The following is a 20917-nucleotide window of genomic DNA, read 5'->3' as shown; positions in this document are numbered from 1 at the left end:
CGGTTCATCACCATCGACAGCTTGTCACTGCTCATTTTTGATTGTGCATTGAAAGTGACATTGCGGCTGGGTAGCCAGATCACACCGTCCATATGGTTGGCCACGGCGTTGTTGAAGATGAAGTCTGTATTGCTCAGACCCGGCTTTTCAAAGAATAGCAGGTTTTTGTAAGTGCCGGCGTCAGGCGCAGTCAGGTCGGCGGAAATGCCGGAGTTAAACTGGATCTTTGAGGTGTCCTCGAAATAGAAGGTGACGCCCTTACCCGTCCAGGTGCCGCCATTGACGTTCCAGCCGCCGCTGCGGATGACGTACAGGCCGGGGGCAAAACTGACCGTAGCCGACGAATTGTTGAAGTTGAACCAGCCGCAATAAACGCCGGGGGTGAGGCTCACGCTGTTGGTGTTATAGTTGCCATTCGACACCGTGCACGGCGTGCTGGCCACCGTCGGGATAAGCGACGCCCACTGATCGGCAACGGTGGGACACGACAGGCTCAGGCGGTCCACCGTGGTCGAGTTACGAATGACAGTGCTGCCTTCGATGCACACCTTCTTGAAGTTCAGGCTTGAGCCCGAATTGAAGATGGCGGCCGGATTGCCTTTTGAACGCACCTGAATTTCGCAGTTGGGCGCGGTTATTTTGGCGCCGGAATTGACCAGCAGCGCCTGCGAGCCCGACGGATCAAGCACCTGAATACAAGGCCCTGTTGATTGGCTGGACGCCGTGCCCACGGCCGTGGCGGTAACATTGATGGTCAGGCTGGAAATACCGAACAATCCCAGCAAGGCCGTGCGGTTATTATAAGCCACGGTTCCGGTTAGAGTTGTTTTGTCTGTCGTGTATCCCGGTGTGGCGCTGAGGCCTTCGGGCAGGTTTGAGGCGAAGATGCGCGTGGCAACTGTACTACGCTGGGATGTCTCCTGACGCAGGCCCCCTAATACCGACGCGTCCATAGCGTCCTGTAGTTTTGCCTTCACGGAATAGTAGTTATTCAGGTCAATGGCACCCCCAACGGTGCCAGCCATGGCCATCAGAGACAGGGCGAAGACAAGCGTCGCATTGCCGCCTCTATGCGAAACATCGCGTCGAAGGTGCGTGACAAGGGGTACAGACATGGTTCATTTCCCGATAATCGCCACCATTGGTAGCGTATCCTTGTGAACACATGTTTAAGCTACGCCGGAAAAATGACACCGGTTTCTGAATTTTACGCCTTGAAGCCGTAGTTCAGCGACTGAGGTGCGCGATCCTTGATAGAGGCGCCGGGGCCGTAGGTCAGGCTGGGTTTGCGCGTTTCGTTCAACGAGTCGGCTATGGCCTTCATCAGACCTTCGGAGATGGTCTTGGCGGCCTCGACGGCACGGGCATGGCGTTCCGATATGGCCACAAAGGTTTCGGTGGCCTTGCGCAGGCTTTGTTTGTGGGCGGCGCTCAGCCCTGTAAGACGCGACGGATCGGCCTTGAGGCGGGCGCTTTCCTGACGATACAGGGCCGACAGGCTGCGCGTCTCTTCGACCGACTCGCGGATATCGAGCGGACGGTGCGCCTCAAGCGCCTCGGTTTCATCGGTCAGGCGTCCGGTCAGGCGCTCGGTGAGGACCAGAAGCTGCGCGGCATAGTCATCGGCGTCGCGGGCGGAAATGCTCATGAGTGCGCCTCCTGTAGGGCAAGCAGTTGTTTCTGAACCTGAGCGGAAATGCCGACACCGCCGGATTTTACCACCTGACCGGCCAGGGCGTCGAGATAGACGGATCGAAAAGCCTCTTCGCCTTCGCCGCCGCCGAACATGCCGTCGGTCGAAAGACCTTCGAACATCGGTTTCAGCATCTGGGAAATGACCATATCTTCAAAGTCATCGCCGACCTTTTTCGGGTCGCGGGTCTTCTGCGGGGACAGTGAAAAAGGCCTGACGTCTACGGGGTTCGAGACAGTTTTATCCATAGGGCTCATGGGAATTACATTACCTCAATATCGCCTTGCAGCGCGCCGGAGGCCTTGATGGTTTGCAGAATGGAGATCATGTCGCGCGGGCTGACGCCAAGCGCATTCAGACCATTGACCAGATCGCCAAGTGAGGAGGTTTCTTTAAGCTCATAGAGCCGTTTCCCCTTTTCCTCTTCGACGCTTACCGAGCTGTCGGGGACGGCTGTGGTCTGGCCTTGCGAGAAGGGAGCCGGTTGGCTCACGAAGGGGCGCTCATCAACACGGATGGTCAGATTCCCTTGCGCAATGGCGACGCGCGAGACGCGGACATTTTCGCCGATGACGATGACGCCATTGACCTCATCAATCACCACCTTGGCCGGGGTATCGACGGTAACCGGCATTTGTTCAATGGCCGTAATGAAGCTCATCATGTTCATTTCCGGCCGGTTGCGTACCGACACCACGGTCGGGTTGTCGGCAAAGGCCGTGCCGGGATAGGCCTTGTTGACCGTATCGGCGATGCGCTTGGCCGTGGTGAAATCCGGGTTTTTCAGCGTCAGGCGCACAATGGGCATGGCATTGAAATCAAAGCCGGTTTCGCGTTCAATAATGCCGCCCGACGCGATACGCCCGGCGGTCGGCACGCCCTTTGTCACGGACGACCCCGACGCCCCGCCCGCAGACACCGATCCGGTCTGGATCGAGCCTTGCGCCGCCGCATAGGCTTCGCCGTCGGCCCCCAGCAGCGGCGTCACCAGAAGGGTGCCGCCCAGCAGGCTCTTGGCGTCGCCCATGGCCGAGACCGTGACGTCAATGCGCGCGCCGGGGGCTGCAAAGGGCGGCAGTTCGGCGGTTACCATGACCACAGCGGCATTTTTGGTATTCAGCGACGCGTCACGGATATTGACGTCTAACCGGCCCATCATGCTCTCCATGGTCTGTTTCAGCATGGGGGCGTTGCGCACCGTGTCGCCCGTGCCGTTCAGACCGACAACAAGGCCATAGCCCACCAGTTGGTTCTTACGCACGCCTTCAATATCAACAATATCCTTGATGCGCGAGGCGGCCACGGCTTCGGCGAACCCGAAAACCGGCGCACAAAGCGACAAAAAGGTAGCGAGGGCGGCAATCAGGAGGCGCATACGCATGTCCACACAAAGGGCATTAACCATGTTTGAGTGTTTGCGAAATGCGTGCCAGAGAAAAAGATTATAAAAATCAGTAATCTGGGCTTGGCTCTATGCGGCGGGGGAAAAAACTGCCGGGCCGTTAAGGGCTTGGAAACCACGGGCAGGCAAATACTCACCGTCTGTACACCCTTAGAAGAGGGTTTCGCGTCTTTATCGCCAGAACGGCCCCGACATGACCATATCACCGCTGAATGGGGCAAGCATGATCAAGATCAACGGACCGGCCGGACCGACCACTGTGGGCGGGAGCAATGCGCCGCGCCGCGCGTCTGGCGGCTTTTCGCTGAACGGATCATCCGAAACGAAGTCAAGCGCGTCTGCGGCCTCGGTGTCGCAGGCCCTGTCTTTGGGCGGTATTGATGCCCTGCTGGCCTTGCAGGCCGAAGACGACGTGCTTCACGGCCGCCGTCGCCGTCAGATCAAGCGCTCTCAGGATATTCTCGAAGCGCTGGAAGAGTTGAAGCTGGCGCTTCTGGGCGGCACTATCGACGATGGTGCGCTTTTGTCGCTGCAAAAGATGATCGAACTTCAGCGCGAAGAGGTCGAGGATCAGGGGCTGCAAAGCGTACTGAACGAAATTGAAACCCGCGCCTATGTCGAACTGGCCAAGCGCAGGCTGATGTAAATTCCCCTGTGACGCGAAGCCTGTGTGATGACGGCGTGTGCGCTGCACCATTGAAACCCAGTTAGAGTAAAGAAAACGTGATTGTTCACGGGTGATTCCACGGGTATAAGCCGCGCCATCGGACCCGTGCGGGTACGTCCATATGGGGCCCTGTTCTTGCAGGGAGGGACGTAGCGGCAGGTAACGTCTCAATTCGGGGCTAAAACCAAGGGTGCCGACAAACAATGTCATGGGGTGTGGTGCAAAGATGAGCGCTGTCGAGCTTTCCAAATCCGATACCGATGCCTATCGTCCCAAGGACGACGAAGAATACATGAATGAGCGTCAGCTCGCCTATTTCCGAAAAAAGCTGATCTCGTGGAAGACTGAAATCCTGGCCGGGTCGAAAGAAACCGTTTCGGTCATGCAGAAGGAAACGGAAAACCACCCCGATCTGGTGGACCGGGCCTCTTCGGAAGCTGACCGCGCGCTGGAATTGCGGACCCGCGACCGTCAGCGCAAGCTGATCTCCAAGATCGACGAAGCCATCGCCCGTATCGACGACGGCTCTTACGGCTTCTGCGAAGAGACGGGTGAGCCGATTGGTCTGGGGCGGCTTGAGGCGCGCCCGACCGCGACGCTGTCTATCGAAGCGCAGGAACGTCACGAACGCTCTGAGCGCGTTCACCGCGATGATTGAATAAAGAGAAAGGGCACCGGTGAGGGTGCCCTTTTTCATTTAAAGCGGAATGATTCCCGTAGAAATTATTCCGCCATAGGTGAAAGGCGACGCCGGATTGAGAAGCCGTCGTTCTTGGTGCCTTAATCAAGCCCTTATTTTGACACCTAAAAACCCCGACATGGAAACGTGCGCGGGCTTTTTGTCTGCGAATGGTACTCGCCTGTGGATAGTAATGTTGCAATTTTGCGACAATGACTTTTATCCCTCTCTTTTTTACGACGGGTCATTGACCGGCTGCGGTCGCATCCCTATCTCCGCGCTCTCACTGATGCACGCCGGTTGGGCGTGGTATTAAGCGATTGTTTGCAATGCGACTTTTTCCTGATAAACGCTGGAACTGTGTCCGTATTGCGGTAATATATTAAATGAGGACGCACATGTCTAAAACGGTTTCTACTCTCGCTCTTGTTGCCGCCCTGGGTGCGGCGGCTGCCTCGGCTCAGGCCGCCGAAGCCCCCTCGAAGGTCTATGTTCAGGGTGGCGCCTCTGTTGTGCGCGTCGAAGATGAAAACTTTGGCGTCCTGAACGCGACGGCGGGCTATGCCTTCAACCGTCACGTCGCCGTGGAAGCCGAAGCCGCTTTCGGCGTGCAGGACAAGAAGATCGACGGCATCAAGGCCAAGGTCGATTACACGCTGGGTGCCTATGTTGTGGGCTCGCTGCCGGTGTCTGAAAATGTGGACCTGATCGGCCGCGTGGGTGCCGTAAAGGGTCAGATCAAGGTGAAGCTCAACAACAATATCTCGGCGTCGCTGGATGACTCTTCGGTCGCCTATGGCGTCGGCGTGCGCTACTTCCCGAATGGTGGCCTGAACGGCGTGCGCGCCGATCTCACCAAGTACGACTTCGATGATGCCGACGTTAAGGCCTTCCAGGTGTCTTACGTCCGCCGCTTCTAAGCCATAACTGGATTAAAGCGTTTATCGCGCCGTCTCCCTTGCCGGAGACGGCGCTTTTTTTTATCAGGCAGCCGGACGACTCGTCTTACTCGCGCCGAACCATGGGATCATTAAGGTCGGCCTCGCTGTCGATGTCGGTATGCGCATCCGGCGGTGTTCCCTCCGTTGCCGGGGGAGGGGGGATCTCGTCAAAATCGTAGGGGTGGTCGCTGGCGGCCCCGGTCTTGGGGCCGTAATCGGTCAAGCCATTCTTTTTCGGCGGTTCATGGCGCGGGGGCAGATCAGACATGGGCATCTCCTTTACCCTGAGATTGTCCTCACACGCCTAAAGAAGCGATCCGGTTACAGCACGCGGCGCGTGTCTATTTCCTCATCATGCGAGGCCAGTTCGGCTATAGCCCCTAACACCTCTTCGACCGTATCCACGCTCTTATAGGTGTTGCGGAAGGCGTCAGGGGTGAAGCCTTTGCCAACGGTGAAATCGACCAGATCGAAGAAGGGCTGCCAGAAGCCGCCCGAATTAAGGAAGATGATCGGCTTCTTGTGCAGATCGAGCCGCCGCCACGACAGAAGCTCGATGACTTCCTCCAGCGTCCCGACCCCGCCGGGCAGGACGACAAAGGCATCGGCCTCTTCGAACATCATCATCTTGCGCTCGTGCATCGACTGCACGACGATGGTTTCGACCTCATCGAGCAGGCGTTCCTTTGTGCGCAGGAATTGCGGCATAATACCCAGCACCTTGCCGCCGGCCGCAGACGCACCGCGCGCCGCCTCGCCCATCAGGCCGACACCGCCGCCGCCATAGACAAGGCGCAACTGATGTTGAGCCAGAATCTGCCCCAGTGCCCGTGCCTCGTCCTTATAGCGCTGATCGACGGCGTCTGACGAACCGCAATAGATGCACACCGACAGGATAGGGCGCGGCGAGGCAGGGGAGACGGAGTCGGGCATCGCTAATCCTTGGAACTATGGTCGCAGGCGGGCTTGATTGCCGCCGGTGACAAACGATATGGTCAATCGCGTAAACAAATGAATGTCGTCGTAAATTAGAGGGCTTTGCCTTGCGTGCGCAACGCTTTTCAACGAGGACAGACGTGTTCTCTGCGTGAGATTTGCAGGCTGTGATAGGCCTGCTGAAAGGTATCGGCGTTCCGATGGGTTTAAAGCTGAGCAATATGGCGCTGTGCGTCGCTTCGGTCGTGCTGTTGTCCGGTTGCGGCGACAAGGCCCCGGAAAAGGTCGAGGTCGCCGACTATGTGGCGACCAATCGCGGCTATGTGAAATCGCCCGAAGTGACCTCAGTGGCGGTGACCGCCGCCGGTGAATTGCTGGTCACGGGCGCGGCTCTGCCCGAAGCGCGCGTGCGTTTGACCAGCCCTTCCGGACAGGCCTATGGAGTCACGGCGGGTAGTGACGGACGCTTTCAGGCCAGCCTGCCGCAGATGTCGGGGGGGAGCTTTTACGATCTGGCCATGGAGACCGAAGGGCGTTTGATGCGCGCCGAGGGGCGTCTGTTTGTACCGCCCGCCTCGGATATCGGTGCCCCACCGCGCTCGGTGCTGTTGCGGCCCGGCGCGTCGGCCCTGCCTTTGTGGCCGCAGGCGGGTCTTGTTGCCGTCGTCGATTACGATGCGGGCGGGGCTATGGCGGTGTCTGGTCGCACCGATCCCGGTGTGATGGTCGATGTGGAAATCGACGGCCAGCCCGCGCTTGAGGTGCGCTCAGGCGAAAACGGGGTCTACACGGCGGCCTTACCGGTCAGGGGTGGCTTGCGCAATGGCACGGTCACCATCGGCATACGCGCCCGCGACCGTTTCGAAACGCGGCAGGTCAGCCTGCGGCAACCTTCGACAGAAGGGGCCTCCCTGACGGGGGCGGCGTGGTATGTAGACTGGGCCATCAGCGGCGGCGGCCTTCAGACGACGGTCGTGTTCTGAACCGCCTGACTGTTTTGCTATGCGTCATTGACGACATATTTGTAACGCAGTTGCGCAAACTGTGATGCGAATAACGCAAATATGTGCGTAGCGGCCTCTTAACAGGATTAAAGTTTGCACTATCTTGAAGTCAGGCGAAAACTGTCGGAGCATTCTCTCCGTAAGGTTTTCAGCTTCGTGTGAGTCTCAAAAGACGAAGGGTGGTTCGCCTGCCCGTCGCCCAGTTAAGAGGACAGGTTTGACGTTTGGTCCCTCCCTGCTGCGCCATCCGACATCGGCAAATTCGCCGGTTGAGGCGGCGCGCGCCCCGAAGGCCCCGGTGACCGATGTGGACAAACCGGCCAATGCGCCGTTTGCCGTCATCGACGCCAAGCCCAAGGCGGCGAAACCCTCTCTTTATCGCGTGTTAATTCTCAACGACGACTATACCCCTATGGAGTTCGTCGTGTACGTGCTGGAGCGATTCTTCAACAAGTCGCGCGAGGACGCCACCCGTATCATGCTGCACGTCCATCAGACGGGCGTCGGCGTTTGCGGGGTCTATACCTATGAGGTCGCGGAAACCAAGGTCGCCCAGGTGGTGGACATGGCCCGAAGACACCAACACCCTCTCCAGTGTACGATGGAGAAGGACTGAGGATCGCTTGAACCCGACTTTCAGCCCCCGTTCATCGAGGAGACATAAGACTACCCTGTACCCGCTTTTTTGCTCCAAGGAGAGGCCGACATGCCATCGTTTTCAAGCGCTCTCGAAGAAACCCTGCATCGCGCGGTGGGTCATGCGAACACCCATCACCATGAGTACGCGACCCTGGAGCACCTTCTGCTGGCCCTCGTCGATGACGTCGATGCCGCAGGCGTCATGACGGCGTGTAATGTCGATCTGACCAAGCTCAGGACCGCATTGACGGCCTATATCGAAACCGACCTCAAATCCCTGGTCGTTCCCCATTCCGAAGAAGCCAAGCCCACCGCCGGGTTCCAGCGCGTCATTCAGCGCGCGGTGATCCATGTGCAGTCGTCGGGCCGTGACGAAGTGACCGGTGCCAATGTGCTGGTGGCCATCTTCTCCGAACGTGAATCCCACGCAGCCTTCTTCCTGCAGGAGCAGGAGATGACGCGCTACGATGCGGTCAACTATATCGCCCACGGCATCGCCAAAAAGCCCGGTGCGTCCGAGCCGCGCACGGTGCGCGGATCGTCCGAAGATGGCGCGCCCTCTTCGGAGGAAAAGTCGGGCAAGGCGGCTTCGACCGATGCCTTGGCGGCCTATTGCGTTGATCTGAATGAGAAATCGCGTCACGGAAAGGTCGATCCGCTGATCGGGCGTTCGGCCGAGGTCGAGCGCGCCATTCAGATCCTGTGCCGCCGCACCAAGAATAACCCGCTGCTGGTCGGTGATCCGGGCGTCGGCAAAACGGCCATCGCCGAGGGCCTGGCCAAGAAGATCGTCGAAGGCGAGGTGCCTGAGGTGCTGGCCGGGGCGACCATCTATTCGCTCGACATGGGCACGCTGCTGGCCGGGACCCGCTACCGCGGGGACTTCGAAGAGCGCGTCAAGCAGGTGGTCAAGGAGCTTGAGGCGCACCCCAATGCCATCCTGTTTATCGACGAAATCCACACCGTTATCGGTGCCGGGGCGACGTCGGGCGGGGCCATGGATGCCTCCAACCTGCTGAAGCCGGCGCTGGCGTCTGGGGCCCTGCGTTGCATGGGTTCGACCACCTATAAGGAATATCGGCAGCACTTCGAGAAGGATCGGGCGCTGGTCCGTCGCTTCCAGAAGATCGACGTGACCGAGCCGACGCTGGACGACACGGTGAAGATTCTGAAGGGCCTCAAGCCTTACTATGAGACCTTCCACAATCTGAAATACACCGATGCCGCCATCAAGACCGCGGTCGAGCTGTCGGCGCGCTACATCACCGACCGCAAGCTGCCGGACAAGGCGATCGACGTCATCGACGAAGCCGGGGCCTTGCAGGTGATCCTGCCGGAAGGCAAGCGCAAGAAAGTCATCGGGCCGAAAGAGATCGAAACCGTGATCGCCAAGATCGCCCGCATCCCGTCCAAGTCGGTGTCCAAGACCGATACGGAGGCGCTGCGCGACCTGACCAACGACCTGCAACGGGTCGTCTTCGGTCAGGATGAGGCCATCGAGCAGCTTTCGGCCGCGATGAAGCTGGCCCGCGCGGGTCTGCGCGACGCCAACAAGCCCATCGGTTCCTACCTCTTCTCCGGTCCGACCGGCGTCGGCAAGACCGAGGTGGCCAAGCAGTTGTCGCAAACGCTGGGCATCGAACTGCTGCGCTTCGACATGTCGGAATATATGGAGCGTCACACCGTGTCGCGGCTGATCGGGGCCCCTCCGGGCTATGTCGGCCACGATCAGGGCGGCCTTCTGACCGACGCGGTGGATCAGACGCCGCACGCCATCGTCCTGCTCGACGAAATTGAGAAGGCGCACCCTGATATCTATAACATCCTGCTTCAGGTGATGGATAACGGTACGCTTACCGATGCCGTGGGCAAGAAGGTCGATTTCCGCAATGTGGTGCTGATCATGACCACCAATGCGGGGGCTTCGGACAATCAGAAGAACTCGATTGGCTTTGGACGCGAAAAGGTGTCGGGTGAGGACGAGGTGGCCATCAAGCGCCTGTTCACGCCGGAATTCCGTAACCGCCTCGATGCCATCGTCACCTTCCGTCAACTCAAGCCGGAGGTCATCGGGCAGGTCGTGCAGAAGTTCATCCTTCAGCTCGAAATGCAACTGGCCGACCGCAACATCACGATCGAGCTGTCGCCGGATGCCGAAAAGTGGCTGGCTGAGAACGGCTATGACGAACTCTATGGCGCGCGTCCGCTGGCGCGGGTTATTCAGGAGAACATCAAGAAGCCGCTGGCGGACGAGATCCTGTTCGGCAAGCTGGTGCGTGGTGGGCATATTCTGGTCAAGCTGGCCGAGGGCAAGATCGCCTTCGATATCACGCCGGCGAAGGACAAGAATGCCTCGCGCGCCGAGGCGGTGGACTAAGCCTGTAACTTATGGGGTGTGGGGTCCGTGACCCCACATCACTTAACCCTAAAGAAAACCCTCCGGATCGCTCCGGAGGGTTTCTTGTTTCAGTGCTGACGCCCAGCTCTACGGCGCATAGGGTTCCGGAGCCAGGACGCTGGCACCTTGCTCGCGCAGGCGTGCGTCGCGGGCTTCCTTCATGATCATCTGGGCGCGCGGATCGCTGGCGGCCCAGCCGAGGAAGGACAGGGCTTCGAAGCCCTTGGCGCTGGCCTCGACGCCCTTGCCGAACATGGCGAAGGGTGACTTGTTGTTGGGGTAGTTGACCAGCTTCACCTTCACGTCGTCACCGATCTTGGCCAATTTCTTGGCCTTGGCCACCGCCGCGTAGAAGCCGCCGGTCTCATCGACCAGTCCCAGTTGCTTGGCCTGAGCGCCGGTCCAGACGCGGCCCTTGGCGATTTCACGCACGCGTTCGGGGGCCAGCTTGCGGCCTTCGGCGACGTGGCCGATGAAAGCGTTATAGATGGTGTCCATCCAGTTAGAGATGGCCTGCGTTTGCTTTTCGGTGAAGGGTTTGCCAGCGGAATAGGCGCCAGCATATTCCGAGCCGACACCGATCTGACGGAAATCGACGCCAAAGCGGGAAGCCGCTTCGCCAATGGCCATCTTGCCGCCATAGACACCAATCGAGCCGGTAAGGGTGGTCGGGTTGGCAACAATGGCGCTGGCCCCTGCCGAAACCCAGTAACCGCCCGATGCCGCGTAATCACCCATAGACACCACGACCGGCTTACCGGACTTTTTGGCATAGGCGAGGGCGCGCGAAATCTGCTCGGAGGCGGTATCTGACCCGCCTGGCGAAGAGACGCGGAACACGATGGCCTTGACCTTGTCATTTTCGACGGCGTCGTAGAAGGCCTGAGCCACATCGTCGGAGAGCATCTGGGCTTCGCTGCCGAAGCCGCCGCCAGACCCTTTACCGGTCATGATCGGGCCTTCGCCATTGATAACGGCGATGGTCTGGCTGCCGGTCGATACGGTGGTCGCCGCATAGGACTGAATGTCCATCAGTTGTGTGTCCGCGCCGCCCTTGGCCTTGGCGGCCTCTTCGATTTCCTGCACTTGGCCGAGGTTGGTGATCAGGCCCATTTCCTTGGCCTGCTCGGCGCTGTAGGGACCGGCTTCGAGGATGGTTTTCAGCTTAGCGGCATCCAGCTTGGCGTCCTTGCGGTCGGTGGCGGCGTCGCTGATCAGCGAGTCATAGACCGAGCCCATCCACGACAGGGTGGCTTCGCGGTGCGCCGGGGTGAAGTCGCTTTGCAGGTAGGGGTTGACGGCGTTCTTGTACTCATAGCGCTGCTGGAATTGCGGCGTGATGCCGTACTTGTCAAAGGCGCGCTTGAGGAACATTTCCTCAGTGGCAATGCCGGTCACCTGAAACGATGACCGCGGCTGCATCCAGAATTCGGTCGCCGCCGTGCCCACCGTGTAGGAAGCCAGCACCATAGTCGAGGGATACAGGCCCTGCGAATGGGCATAGACCGGCTTATTCTTGCTGCGGACGTAGCGGACGGCCGTGCGGATTTCCTGAGCGGCGGCGGGCATCAGTCCGCCTTCGGGCAGACGGATCAACACGGACTTGACCTTGCTGTCGTCGGCCGCGTGATAAAGCGAAGTGACGATGTCCATGGTGGACAGCGGTCGGCCTGTGATGAAGGCGAACGGATCGGACCTCGTCTGATCCGTCAGGCCTTCGCGCAGATCAACCACCAGCGTGATGGCCGATGGCGTGGTCGGCTTGGATGCCGCAGCGATCATGGTGATGAGCAGGAAGGGCACACCGACGAAGAACAGCACAAAGGCGGCGAATACGGCGGCTACCGTAATGAAAAACTGTTTCATGTGACGAACGTCATCCCCGAATTGGGTGCAGCTATATCAAAATGCGCCGGAACCACGATGGGCGACGCACGCGCACTCAAGCGCGCACCATAGCGTGCCTTACGATAAGGTCAAATGAAGACCGTGTAATAAGACGGACAGGCAATCGTCAGAATTTGGTGCGGCCCGCTGCGGGCTCACGGTCATGCTGATATTTCGGGTCGCCGTGGCAATGCGGGCAGGAGACGCCCTTTTGGTACAGCGGGCTTTGCTGATCCTCGGCCGTCAGGGCGTGGTCGCAATAGAGGCAGAGGACGGCGGTTTGCGACGGATTGAGGTGATGATCGACGGCGATGCGCTCATCGAAGACGAAGCATTCGCCATCCCATAAGGACTCTTCGGCGGGAACGTCCTCGAAATACTGCAAGATGCCGCCCTTGAGGTGATAGACCTCGTCAAAGCCGTTTTCCATCATCCAGGCGGTGTATTTCTCGCAACGTATGCCACCGGTGCAGAAGGTGGCGATCTTCTTACCTTTAAGCTGATCGGCGTGCTGGCGCGTCCATTCAGGCAGGAATTTGAAGGTCGGGATTTTCGGGTCAATGGCCCCCTTGAAGGTGCCCAGATTGACCTCGTAATCATTCCGCGTATCGAGGATCACCACGTCGTTGCGGCGGATCAGATCGTTCCAGTCCTTCGGCTCGACATAGTGCCCGCGGCGGGTCAGATTGACCGGCTCCCCCAGCGAAATCGTCTCTTTCTTCAGGCGCACGCGCACCTTGCCGAAGGGTTGGGTGTCCGCATAGGACTCTTTCCGTACGATCGGTTCGCCGATCAGTTCGCTCTGAAGATGGGTCAGGAAACTGTCTATGGCCTCGCGCGTGCCGGCCATGGTCGAGTTGACGCCTTCGGAGGTGATCAGCAGCGATCCCTTGATGCCCAGCCCTTTCAGCCGTTCGAGAAGCGGGGCCTGATGCGCTTCGAAATCGGGAAAGTCGAAGAAGTGATAGAAGGCGGCAATGACGTAGGGCGGCTGTGACATGCGGCGGGAGCTATCACAAAGCCCGCCTTCACGAAAGGGGGCGGGATGTCGCGATGCTTACAGGAAACGCCAGCGCCGGATAAACGCGGCTTGCCCGTGACGGGTGCCGGCCTCATCGACGACATTCCACAGGACGGTGTCTTCTATATAGAAGCGCCGACCGCTGGCGGACACGCGGATGCCGGCGTAATGATCGACATATCCCTGCGCCAGCGCGGCTTTGAGTAGGGCATTACGGTCGGACTGTATGCCGTTGTCGGGTTCTGCGGATTGGCGCGAGGGCAGACGGGTAAAGGCGTCCCAGTCCATTTCCCATAGGTCCAGCGCCTGTGCATTGGCATAACGAAAGATGGGGTCGGCTTCGATGCCGTGAGACACAATTGCCTGCGGAGCTGCAAGCAGGGCCTCGGCCAACTCGGCATCGCTCAGCGTCGCGGCATGAGTGACAATTTCCTGTCCGGTAAAATGGTGGAAGCTGTGGGCCATCAGCCGGTTATAAGCCTGAACATCAGGGTCGAGAGCAGGTGACATCATGTACTCATAAGAAACGGAAGGATTTGATTTTTAGCGATTGTGTCCGGTGCGCATTGAAAAATCATATGGGGTAAAGGGAGATCGACGATGCGAATATTGCTCTGCTGTGGATAATGACGTGGCAACCACGGCGGTAAAAGCCGATCCTTTGTCGCATTCAGGCAAAGAACAGGGATTGAGAGTGCTGAAAGCGCCGCTCTCATGTCACATCGCAGCACACTTTGTACGCGCGACAGGAGAGTCCGGCGATCTATGAAACGGGTCTGTTCAAAAATTTGGACGGCCCATTGCCCGTGCCTACCGTTGAAAAGCATAAACCTTATTTGCCATTTTTGTAGTGGGATAAAACGCGTCAATGGCACAAGAGGCGCTATCCATTGTCCTGGTCTCGAAAAAGGCGACGCGGCGAAAGTCGCGCCTAAAATTAACTTCATGGGTTTGACGGTCGCATGTGTCGCCAACCAGATTGCCAAAGGGCCGCCAAACGACTCACCCACCAAAATGTAATCACGGTCTGTAGGTAACTCTGACAAAAGGTGGCGGCCAAGGTGTTCGTAGGATTGATCGCCGTTCTGCGGATAGAGTAGCACCTTTATCTCGCAAAAGGCTTTAAGTGCTTCAATGAGGCCCTCAAAAAACACCCCTGTACCATCGGTTCCGGGCAGCAGGATCAGCAGAGGAGCAGTCATTAGCTAAATCCAGAGAAGTTGGGGAAAATTTCAAGGAGGGGATTGCATGTCATAAAAGCTTGGGTTAGTGAAGCGCCCTCTCGCTGAGAAAAACGAGGACAGCAAGTCTTTCAAAGACTCTCTAAAGACCTGCTGGGGAATGGTGTAATGGTAACACTCCGGTTTTTGGTACCGTCATTCTAGGTTCGAGTCCTAGTTCCCCAGCCAATTTTCTTTTCCTGCATCATCATACCCTTTTGGGTGTTCGCTGTTCAGCGATTTTAATGCTGTTTCCTGCAGCATATCAAATGGTTGGCGATAATCTGCGATCAATTCCCCGTTCTTCCAAATGCAGTTCTGGAAGACGAAATTTAATAGCTTTCTTTGGGCCATTCCTTCCTGTTTTTCGAAGATTGAATGAGCGTCTTGGGCCAGCGTCAGAAGGCTGACCCCTTCGTCCATGTACGATTCCCCAGCACCATTAAGCCTTAGAAGCTCATCTTCGCATCGCCTGGCCTCTTCTTTCCACTGACTTGAAGTTCTAAAATAGAACGCATCACTAATTCGGCGGTCGAGCTTGTCGATATAGAGGGCTTCCAGGCGCTGGTTCAACCGATCCAACTCACCCTTCACGCGGTTGAGGGCTTGGGCATGTTCCTGACGCTCGACGGCAAGGCTGCTCTTCAGTGCCCTGACGACAAGATCGTACACTTTCCAATTAAACCGCAGCTTCAACAGCAATGCAGAAAACTGCTGTATGAGCGTCTCTTCACGCACCCACTTTCGCTCAGGGCATCGGCCCTTATTTTGCGTGCAGTGATAGTAGATGTATTTGTTTTTCTTGATTTCGGCGACCATGGCGCAGCCACAATGCCCGCAGGCAATCATTCCGGTGAAGGCAAAGTCGCGAACCGTGCCGCCCGTATGGGGGAGCTTGCTGATGTAGCGTCCATCCATCAAATCCTGAGCGATCTGCCATAGATCCTTGGATATCAAGGGTTGATGGCTGCCCCGGTAAACCGTGCCAAGCCACTCGAATTCGCCCGTGTAGATGCGATTGCGAAGGATTCGGCTGATGGAACTTAACGGGACCATTTGTCGGCTTCGGCGGAATATCAGGCCGGCAGCTCGCGCCTTCTCGCCAATTTCGCGGAGGTTATGCGGGACAGCATTTGGGCACCAATCCTCTATCGGTCTGGCTATGGGGAAAACGTGGTCGAGACTTTGGTCGACTGGGCTTTATCGGCTCATGTGGAAAAAGCGGATAACTCCCCGCAGCGCTTTCCTTTTTCCAGACCGTAGAAACTTCAATGAGACGAATTTCAACACTCTCGCCCCGCATATAGCTGGTTTAACGAATCATGACCTGAAGAGCTGCTGTCTTGCAACCATTGACACCAGAAAATCAAGAAAGTGCCTGACCTTTGCGGGCAGGTAACTACGGTCGGGGTAAACCGCATAAAGCGGAGCGACTGGTTTCGCTAGATCGGGTAGCACGTGCTCCAGATTGCCTGATTGCACTTGCTCATCTACGAGCCAGGCAGGCATCAGGCTGAAACCCATGCCTTGGCAGGCGGCGAACATCAGCAGGTTTTCATTCCCGCTAAGCAGGACTGGCTTGAAGCCAATATCAATTGATCCAGTGGGGGTGGGGAGCCTCACATTGCCGTCCCTCGCCACCTGGGTATAGGCGAGATAGGGTGCCCCTTTTAGGTCCGCCAAGGTCTGCGGCCGGCCGTGTTTTTCCAAAAACGCGGGCGCCGCGACGAGTCTAAAAGAAACATCACCCAGCTTGCGGCCGATGAGTCCAGGTTCAAGAGAATTTGCCGCGCGTATTGCAAGATCAAAGCCTTCTTCTACCAGATTCACCATGCGGGCGCTCAGATCCAGCTCAAGTACAACATCTGGACACTGGTCGTGAAAGGATCTGATGATATGAGCGAACTGCGGCGTTGCCATCCAGACGGGGGCGCTGAGTTTTAATCGGCCAGATGGCTTGATCGAAGTCTGTGAAATCCGGGCTTCAGCCTCTTCAAGTCCTTCAACCAAGATGCGAATGCTTTCAAGATAGATGGTGCCCGCTTCTGTGAGGCTGACATTGCGGCTGGTCCGGTTGAGCAGGCGGGCCCCAACCTTAACTTCAAGATGCTTGATATGCTTGCTGGTCATCGCTGTCGAAAGCCCTAAACGGTTGGCCGCCGCCGTAAAACTCCGGGTTTCCGCCACTGCCGCGAACACCTGAACGCTGACGAGCGTATCCATGATTATTTCACCTTAAGAAACCAAGCATCAACAAAAGCTGTAATGATCAACTGTGAAGAAGCGGTTACATCGGTATCAAGGTTTTTTACAGGAAGCTGACTTGACCATGACACGCCAAACTTCACCGGCCGGGAAAGGCTGGAACATAGCGATCTGGGGCGCTCAGATTGCCCTTGCCGCCCTTTATCTGATGGCGGCCTACATGAAAGGGCTGATGCCCATTTCTGATCTCGCCGCAATGGGTTTGCTCTGGACCTCCACAGCCCCGGTCGCTCTGGTAAGGGGCATTGCCCTTGTAGAGTTTCTGGGCGCCTTAGGGGTTATCCTGCCGGCGGCTACCCGTATCATGCCAAAGCTGACGGTTTGGGCCGCTGCGGGACTTTTGGCCATACAGGTTCTCGCCATTCCCTTCCATCTTATCCGTGGTGAAGTCGGCGTTCTGGGTTTTAACTTGATCTACGTCGCGCTAGCTGTTTTTGTTTTGTGGGGCCGTAGCCGCAAGGCACCCATCTCGCCGCGCGCCTGATCTCGCTGACGTCTGTACAACCCCAGTGCCGCGGGTGGCCAAGACCGCCCGCGGCACTTGTCGCTGCCCGCGCACTTTCTCAGGCATAATCTCTGGAGAATGCCCCCGAACTACTCGATGATGAAGCTGTAGCTTACTTTACCCGATGGTACGAGATACTTGACGTGTGATCTCGCATCAAGGTTCCAACCAGTGTCTCCGCCTACGCCTGCCTGTGCCAGATCTATCAGCAGGCTTCCATTTTCGCGCGGGTGGATCTCAGATGATTTCCATTGACCTTTTGGGCGTTCGTAAAGATCTTCATAGGGGAAGGCGAGGGCATTAACGGATAGGGGGGCCGCCCCGGTCACTTTAAAACCCATACCCTTGACATCACTGAGCCTGAACCAGCGGACATCGACCTTGTTACCGGTCTCCTGGGGACGACCGTAGTCATGATACTGAGAAACGAGGCTCCCACTATAAACGCCAATTGCGGCGCCCGTTTTGCGGTCAGAATAACTCTCATGAGGACCGCGCCCATACCACTGAATGTTTGCCAGGCTAGGGGGGGTATCAAACCGCAAGCCGACGCGCAGAGGGTCGGGCAGTACGTCTTTCACGGCCTCGAATTCCGCGGTCACTTCAACAGAGCCGTTATTGCGCATTCGATAGGTGTTTGTAAACTTGACCGATCCCTGTCCAATTGCGAAATGAACCTTTACTGAATCAGGTCCCGTTTCTATCGAGCGAACCTCTCGCTTCTCAGTGAAGGTCTTCCAGAGCGCATGCGTTTTATTTACTCCGGCACCGATGTCATTATCGTTCAGACCGCGCCAGAAATTTGGTGAGCCGCCGTTCAGTAGCGTTTGACCGTCTTTGACCAGAGTGATCAGCCCGGTTTTGGTACTGACCGTTAGGGCGGTACCGTCTGCGGTCAAATTGACTGCATCAACCGTTTTGGTAGTCTTAACTTCATTGCTGGCCAACATAGGGGAAGTGGGGCGCTCGCTCAGTATAAACTGCGAAAATCCTAAAACGGTTCCTTCTGGAACGCCTTTGATAGCGTTCGCCCTAGCCTTTGCGCGTAAGGTTAAGATGCGCTCACCAGACGCCTTTTGTTGTAGGGCGGGGGAAGTGAAGCCGAAGTCATTTTTACTAGCAGCTTGAGCGTTGACACCACTTAAGCGACCCGTTGCGACCTCAAGGCCGTCATCGGTGACTACCCAATCAAAATCAAAACCTGACAGGTCTGTAAAATCGTAGCGATTGACGACCGTGACTTTCCCTGAACTTGGGTCTCCTTCGAACCCGACCGGGGAGTAGACTTTCTGCAGTTCCCAATATTCCGGGTCTGGCGTGCGATCCGCTTGTAATACGCCGTCGCCAACAACAGAGTTATCCCCACGTGCCGGATTGAGGTCAAAGCCGGACGCCCAGTAATGGCGACCCTTTTCGTCTAAAGCGTCAACAAACTGGTCGACCCAATCCCAGATGAAGCCGCCCTGAAGTTTTTTATGGGCTCGAATGCTGACCCAGTAGTCTTCAAGATTGCCAAGACTGTTGCCCATGGCGTGGGCATATTCGCACTGAATGAGGGGTTGGGTAAATTTCGGGTTCTCGGCATAGTCTTCCGCGCGCTCAATGTCATCATACATGGGGGCGTAGATGTCCACGTAGTCATTCGGCAGATGCTCATCTGCCAGTGTCCCGTGTCCCAGAAAAGAAATCAGACGTGTAGAGTCTTTCTTACGTACCCATTGGGCAGCCTTCTCAAAGCCTGGGCCGATGCCGCTTTCGTTGCCGAGTGACCAGAAGATAATTGACGGGTGGTTCTTGTCACGTTCAACCATGCGGACCACACGGTCAAGGTGGGCCGCATCCCAATGCGGACGCCCGCCGAGATAAGTCTTTATGCGATCTTCGGGTTTCGCCCGATTGCCCGCGCTGAGGTAGGCATGGCTCTCGATATTGGCCTCATCCATGATGTAGAGGCCATATTCGTCGGCGAGATCGTAGAGATACGGGTCGTTCGGATAGTGCGAGGTGCGCAGCGCATTGACGTTCGCCTGCTTCATCAGCTCGACATCCTTACGCATCAGCTCCGGCGTCATGACACGGTAGGTCTTGGGATCATGCTCGTGGCGGTTGACGCCTTTGATCATGATGCGCTTGCCATTGACCTGCACCTCGCCATTGCGGATTTCCACCGTGCGGAAGCCGATCTTCTTCGAGGACGCTGAGATCAGATTACCCTTGGCGTCCGTGACCTCGATCACCAGCCGGTAAAGGTTGGGCGTCTCCGCCGTCCACGCCTTGACGCCCTTGAGCGTGCCGCTCAGTTGCGCGGGCTTGCCCACACTGGCCTTGCCCGTGGTTTTCAGCACCTGCGTCTCGCCGTCATAGACGGTGGCGGTCACCGTGGCCGCACCTTTCTGTCCGGCCAGTTCGGCCTCCAGCGCAAACACGCCGTCCGTATAGGTCTTGTCCAGCGTGGCGCGCACGGTGAAATCACGCAGGCGCGTCTTCGGTTCCGCATAAAGATAGACCGAACGCTCAATGCCAGACAGCCGCCAGAAGTCCTGATCCTCAAGGTAGGAACCATCGGCATAGCGGTAGATTTCCAGCGCGATGTCGTTCTGACCGGGCTTGAGGAACTTCGTCACATTGAATTCGGACGGCAGCTTGGAATCTTCCGAATAGCCGACCTTCTCACCATTGACCCAGATGTAATAGGCCGCGCCCGCCGCCCCGATATGCAGAAACACGTCCTGACCAGTCCAGTCGGCGCTGACGTCAAACGTGCGCTTATAGGAGCCCACTTCGATCAGGTCGTGTGGGATGAAGGGTTCGTTCATGGGAAACGGGTACTTGGCATTATAGAATTCCGGCAATCCGAACTTGCCGTCGCCCTGCGCCTGAATCATGCCGGGGACCTGAATCTTGTCCCAGCCGCTCAGGTTCGCGCCGGTCTTAAAGAAGTCCTTGGGGCGATTATCGACGCCTTTGGAGAATTTGAAATCCCAAGTTCCGTCCAGCGACAGGTAGCGCTTTGAGGCCGCCTTGTCGCCCTTGAGCGCCAGATCACGGCTTTCGAAGTTGAAGAAGGTCGCCTTCATCGGTTCACGGTTAACCGCCACCACCTCCGGCTGTTCCCATTCAGTGGCCCCCTTAACAAGCGAGGTTTGCGACGAATTGGCGGGGACGATAGGCTGGGCTGCGGCAGCGGTGGATAACAGTATTGTCGCCAATGCTGTTGCAGCGGCGTACGGCACACGTTTTTTAGCGGGCATGATTTTCCTCTCTCGGGCAGCACGCGACATAAAAACCTGTTCGGTTTATGTCGACGTCTCGTTTACCCCTGTGTGAAATAGCAACCTTGGTAGATTTTTTTTTGAATCCCTGCCATCAAAAGGTATCGATATCAAGAAAATTCAGACGAAAAGTCGAGCTGGCGGCGCAATGCCACAATGAAATCGATGCCACCGTCGCGCTCAGTATGAGGCCAAGTCAGAGATCGCCCATGGCCTATCATTGCTGTACAGATCGGATGCGTTTTATACCAAGGGCCATTTCCAATGACTGAGGTGGTCCCGGAAAATCGGACAAGGTGCTAAGCTTGTGTCGTTCTCTGAGAAGGACGAGACAAATGACAGGCAAACGCACGAAGTATTCGGGTGATTTTAAAGCGAAGGTGGCGCT

20 protein-coding genes and 1 tRNA gene are annotated in these 20917 nt (G+C 57.3%); 8 read left to right on the top strand and 13 right to left on the bottom strand.

Going from position 1 to position 20917, the window contains the following annotated elements; all coding sequences use genetic code 11:
• From Q0072_RS18600 to Q0072_RS18585, 4 genes are all read right to left on the bottom strand, one after another.
• Window positions 1-1115, bottom strand: a 1115-nt coding sequence (locus tag Q0072_RS18600; protein ID WP_298333044.1) for a Tad domain-containing protein, incomplete at its 3' end; no start/stop codon positions are given.
• 92 nt (window positions 1116-1207) lie between these two features.
• Window positions 1208-1648 (bottom strand): flagellar basal-body protein FlbY, encoded by a 441-nt coding sequence (locus Q0072_RS18595; protein ID WP_298333043.1) that lies wholly within the window; start codon window positions 1646-1648, stop codon window positions 1208-1210.
• On the bottom strand, window positions 1645-1941 hold the full coding sequence (locus Q0072_RS18590) for a rod-binding protein (RefSeq protein WP_298333042.1): 297 nt from the start codon (window positions 1939-1941) through the stop codon (window positions 1645-1647). Before Q0072_RS18590 ends, Q0072_RS18595 begins: the two co-directional genes overlap by 4 nt.
• Window positions 1942-1955: 14 nt before the next feature.
• On the bottom strand, window positions 1956-3068 hold the full coding sequence (locus Q0072_RS18585) for a flagellar basal body P-ring protein FlgI (RefSeq protein ID WP_366941853.1): 1113 nt from the start codon (window positions 3066-3068) through the stop codon (window positions 1956-1958).
• A 250-nt stretch (window positions 3069-3318) separates the two neighbouring features.
• Between Q0072_RS18585 and Q0072_RS18580 the strand changes: the two genes are divergently transcribed.
• From Q0072_RS18580 to Q0072_RS18570, 3 genes are all read left to right on the top strand, one after another.
• Window positions 3319-3741, top strand: coding sequence for a flagellar assembly protein FliX (locus Q0072_RS18580; protein ID WP_298333041.1), 423 nt, complete (start codon window positions 3319-3321; stop codon window positions 3739-3741).
• Window positions 3742-3970: 229 nt separating this feature from the next.
• Window positions 3971-4420 (top strand): RNA polymerase-binding protein DksA, encoded by a 450-nt coding sequence (gene dksA, locus Q0072_RS18575; RefSeq protein WP_041658562.1) that lies wholly within the window; start codon window positions 3971-3973, stop codon window positions 4418-4420.
• 419 nt (window positions 4421-4839) lie between these two features.
• Complete coding sequence (locus tag Q0072_RS18570; protein ID WP_298333040.1) at window positions 4840-5361, top strand: porin family protein; 522 nt, start codon at window positions 4840-4842, stop codon at window positions 5359-5361.
• An 85-nt stretch (window positions 5362-5446) separates the two neighbouring features.
• Here the strand turns inward: Q0072_RS18570 and Q0072_RS18565 are convergent, their stop codons facing one another.
• Together Q0072_RS18565 and Q0072_RS18560 are read right to left on the bottom strand one after the other, a co-directional pair.
• A complete protein-coding gene (locus Q0072_RS18565; protein ID WP_298333039.1) occupies window positions 5447-5650 on the bottom strand; it encodes a hypothetical protein in 204 nt (67 codons plus the stop codon).
• A gap of 53 nt (window positions 5651-5703) precedes the next feature.
• A complete protein-coding gene (locus Q0072_RS18560) occupies window positions 5704-6315 on the bottom strand; it encodes a TIGR00730 family Rossman fold protein (RefSeq protein WP_298333038.1) in 612 nt (203 codons plus the stop codon).
• 161 nt (window positions 6316-6476) lie between these two features.
• On the opposite strand from Q0072_RS18560, the gene Q0072_RS18555 reads away from it, so the two are divergent.
• The 3 genes from Q0072_RS18555 to clpA all read left to right on the top strand — a co-directional run bounded on the left by Q0072_RS18555 (window position 6477) and on the right by clpA (window position 10338).
• Window positions 6477-7301 (top strand): hypothetical protein, encoded by an 825-nt coding sequence (locus tag Q0072_RS18555; RefSeq protein ID WP_298333037.1) that lies wholly within the window; start codon window positions 6477-6479, stop codon window positions 7299-7301.
• Window positions 7302-7620: 319 nt separating this feature from the next.
• The gene (gene clpS / locus Q0072_RS18550; RefSeq protein WP_041659021.1) at window positions 7621-7938 is read left to right on the top strand and encodes an ATP-dependent Clp protease adapter ClpS; all 318 of its coding nucleotides are present in this window, start codon (window positions 7621-7623) and stop codon (window positions 7936-7938) included.
• Window positions 7939-8028: 90 nt separating this feature from the next.
• A complete protein-coding gene (gene clpA / locus Q0072_RS18545; protein ID WP_298333036.1) occupies window positions 8029-10338 on the top strand; it encodes an ATP-dependent Clp protease ATP-binding subunit ClpA in 2310 nt (769 codons plus the stop codon).
• A 108-nt stretch (window positions 10339-10446) separates the two neighbouring features.
• Here clpA and sppA read toward each other — a convergent pair whose 3' ends face one another.
• From sppA to Q0072_RS18525, 4 genes are all read right to left on the bottom strand, one after another.
• On the bottom strand, window positions 10447-12225 hold the full coding sequence (sppA, locus tag Q0072_RS18540) for a signal peptide peptidase SppA (RefSeq protein ID WP_298333035.1): 1779 nt from the start codon (window positions 12223-12225) through the stop codon (window positions 10447-10449).
• A 148-nt stretch (window positions 12226-12373) separates the two neighbouring features.
• Window positions 12374-13246, bottom strand: coding sequence for a rhodanese-related sulfurtransferase (locus tag Q0072_RS18535; RefSeq protein WP_298333034.1), 873 nt, complete (start codon window positions 13244-13246; stop codon window positions 12374-12376).
• A gap of 57 nt (window positions 13247-13303) precedes the next feature.
• Complete coding sequence (locus Q0072_RS18530; protein WP_298333033.1) at window positions 13304-13780, bottom strand: MEKHLA domain-containing protein; 477 nt, start codon at window positions 13778-13780, stop codon at window positions 13304-13306.
• A complete protein-coding gene (locus Q0072_RS18525) occupies window positions 13777-14469 on the bottom strand; it encodes an alpha/beta hydrolase (protein ID WP_298333032.1) in 693 nt (230 codons plus the stop codon). Before Q0072_RS18525 ends, Q0072_RS18530 begins: the two co-directional genes overlap by 4 nt.
• A 133-nt stretch (window positions 14470-14602) precedes the next feature.
• Here Q0072_RS18525 and Q0072_RS18520 point away from each other — a divergent pair.
• A tRNA-Gln gene (locus Q0072_RS18520) sits at window positions 14603-14676 on the top strand.
• Here Q0072_RS18520 and Q0072_RS18515 read toward each other — a convergent pair.
• Window positions 14662-15594, bottom strand: a complete 933-nt coding sequence (locus tag Q0072_RS18515; protein WP_298333046.1) for a recombinase zinc beta ribbon domain-containing protein — start codon at window positions 15592-15594, stop codon at window positions 14662-14664. The two genes, Q0072_RS18520 and Q0072_RS18515, sit on opposite strands and share 15 nt — an antisense overlap.
• A gap of 213 nt (window positions 15595-15807) precedes the next feature.
• Window positions 15808-16710, bottom strand: a complete 903-nt coding sequence (locus Q0072_RS18510; protein WP_298333031.1) for a LysR family transcriptional regulator — start codon at window positions 16708-16710, stop codon at window positions 15808-15810.
• Between the two features lie 106 nt (window positions 16711-16816).
• Between Q0072_RS18510 and Q0072_RS18505 the strand changes: the two genes are divergently transcribed.
• Window positions 16817-17236 carry a DoxX family protein gene (locus tag Q0072_RS18505; RefSeq protein ID WP_298333045.1) on the top strand — a complete coding sequence of 140 codons (420 nt, stop codon included), beginning with the start codon at window positions 16817-16819 and terminating at the stop codon, window positions 17234-17236.
• Between the two features lie 110 nt (window positions 17237-17346).
• On the opposite strand, the gene Q0072_RS18500 is transcribed toward Q0072_RS18505, so the two are convergent.
• Complete coding sequence (locus Q0072_RS18500) at window positions 17347-20508, bottom strand: glycoside hydrolase family 2 TIM barrel-domain containing protein (protein ID WP_298333030.1); 3162 nt, start codon at window positions 20506-20508, stop codon at window positions 17347-17349.
• Window positions 20509-20917: the final 409 nt, after the last annotated feature.

Origin of the sequence: Asticcacaulis sp. (assembly GCF_027484505.1) — a bacterium.
Taxonomy (GTDB): Bacteria; Pseudomonadota; Alphaproteobacteria; order Caulobacterales; family Caulobacteraceae; genus Asticcacaulis.
This window is presented reverse-complemented; position numbering and strand designations above follow the sequence as displayed.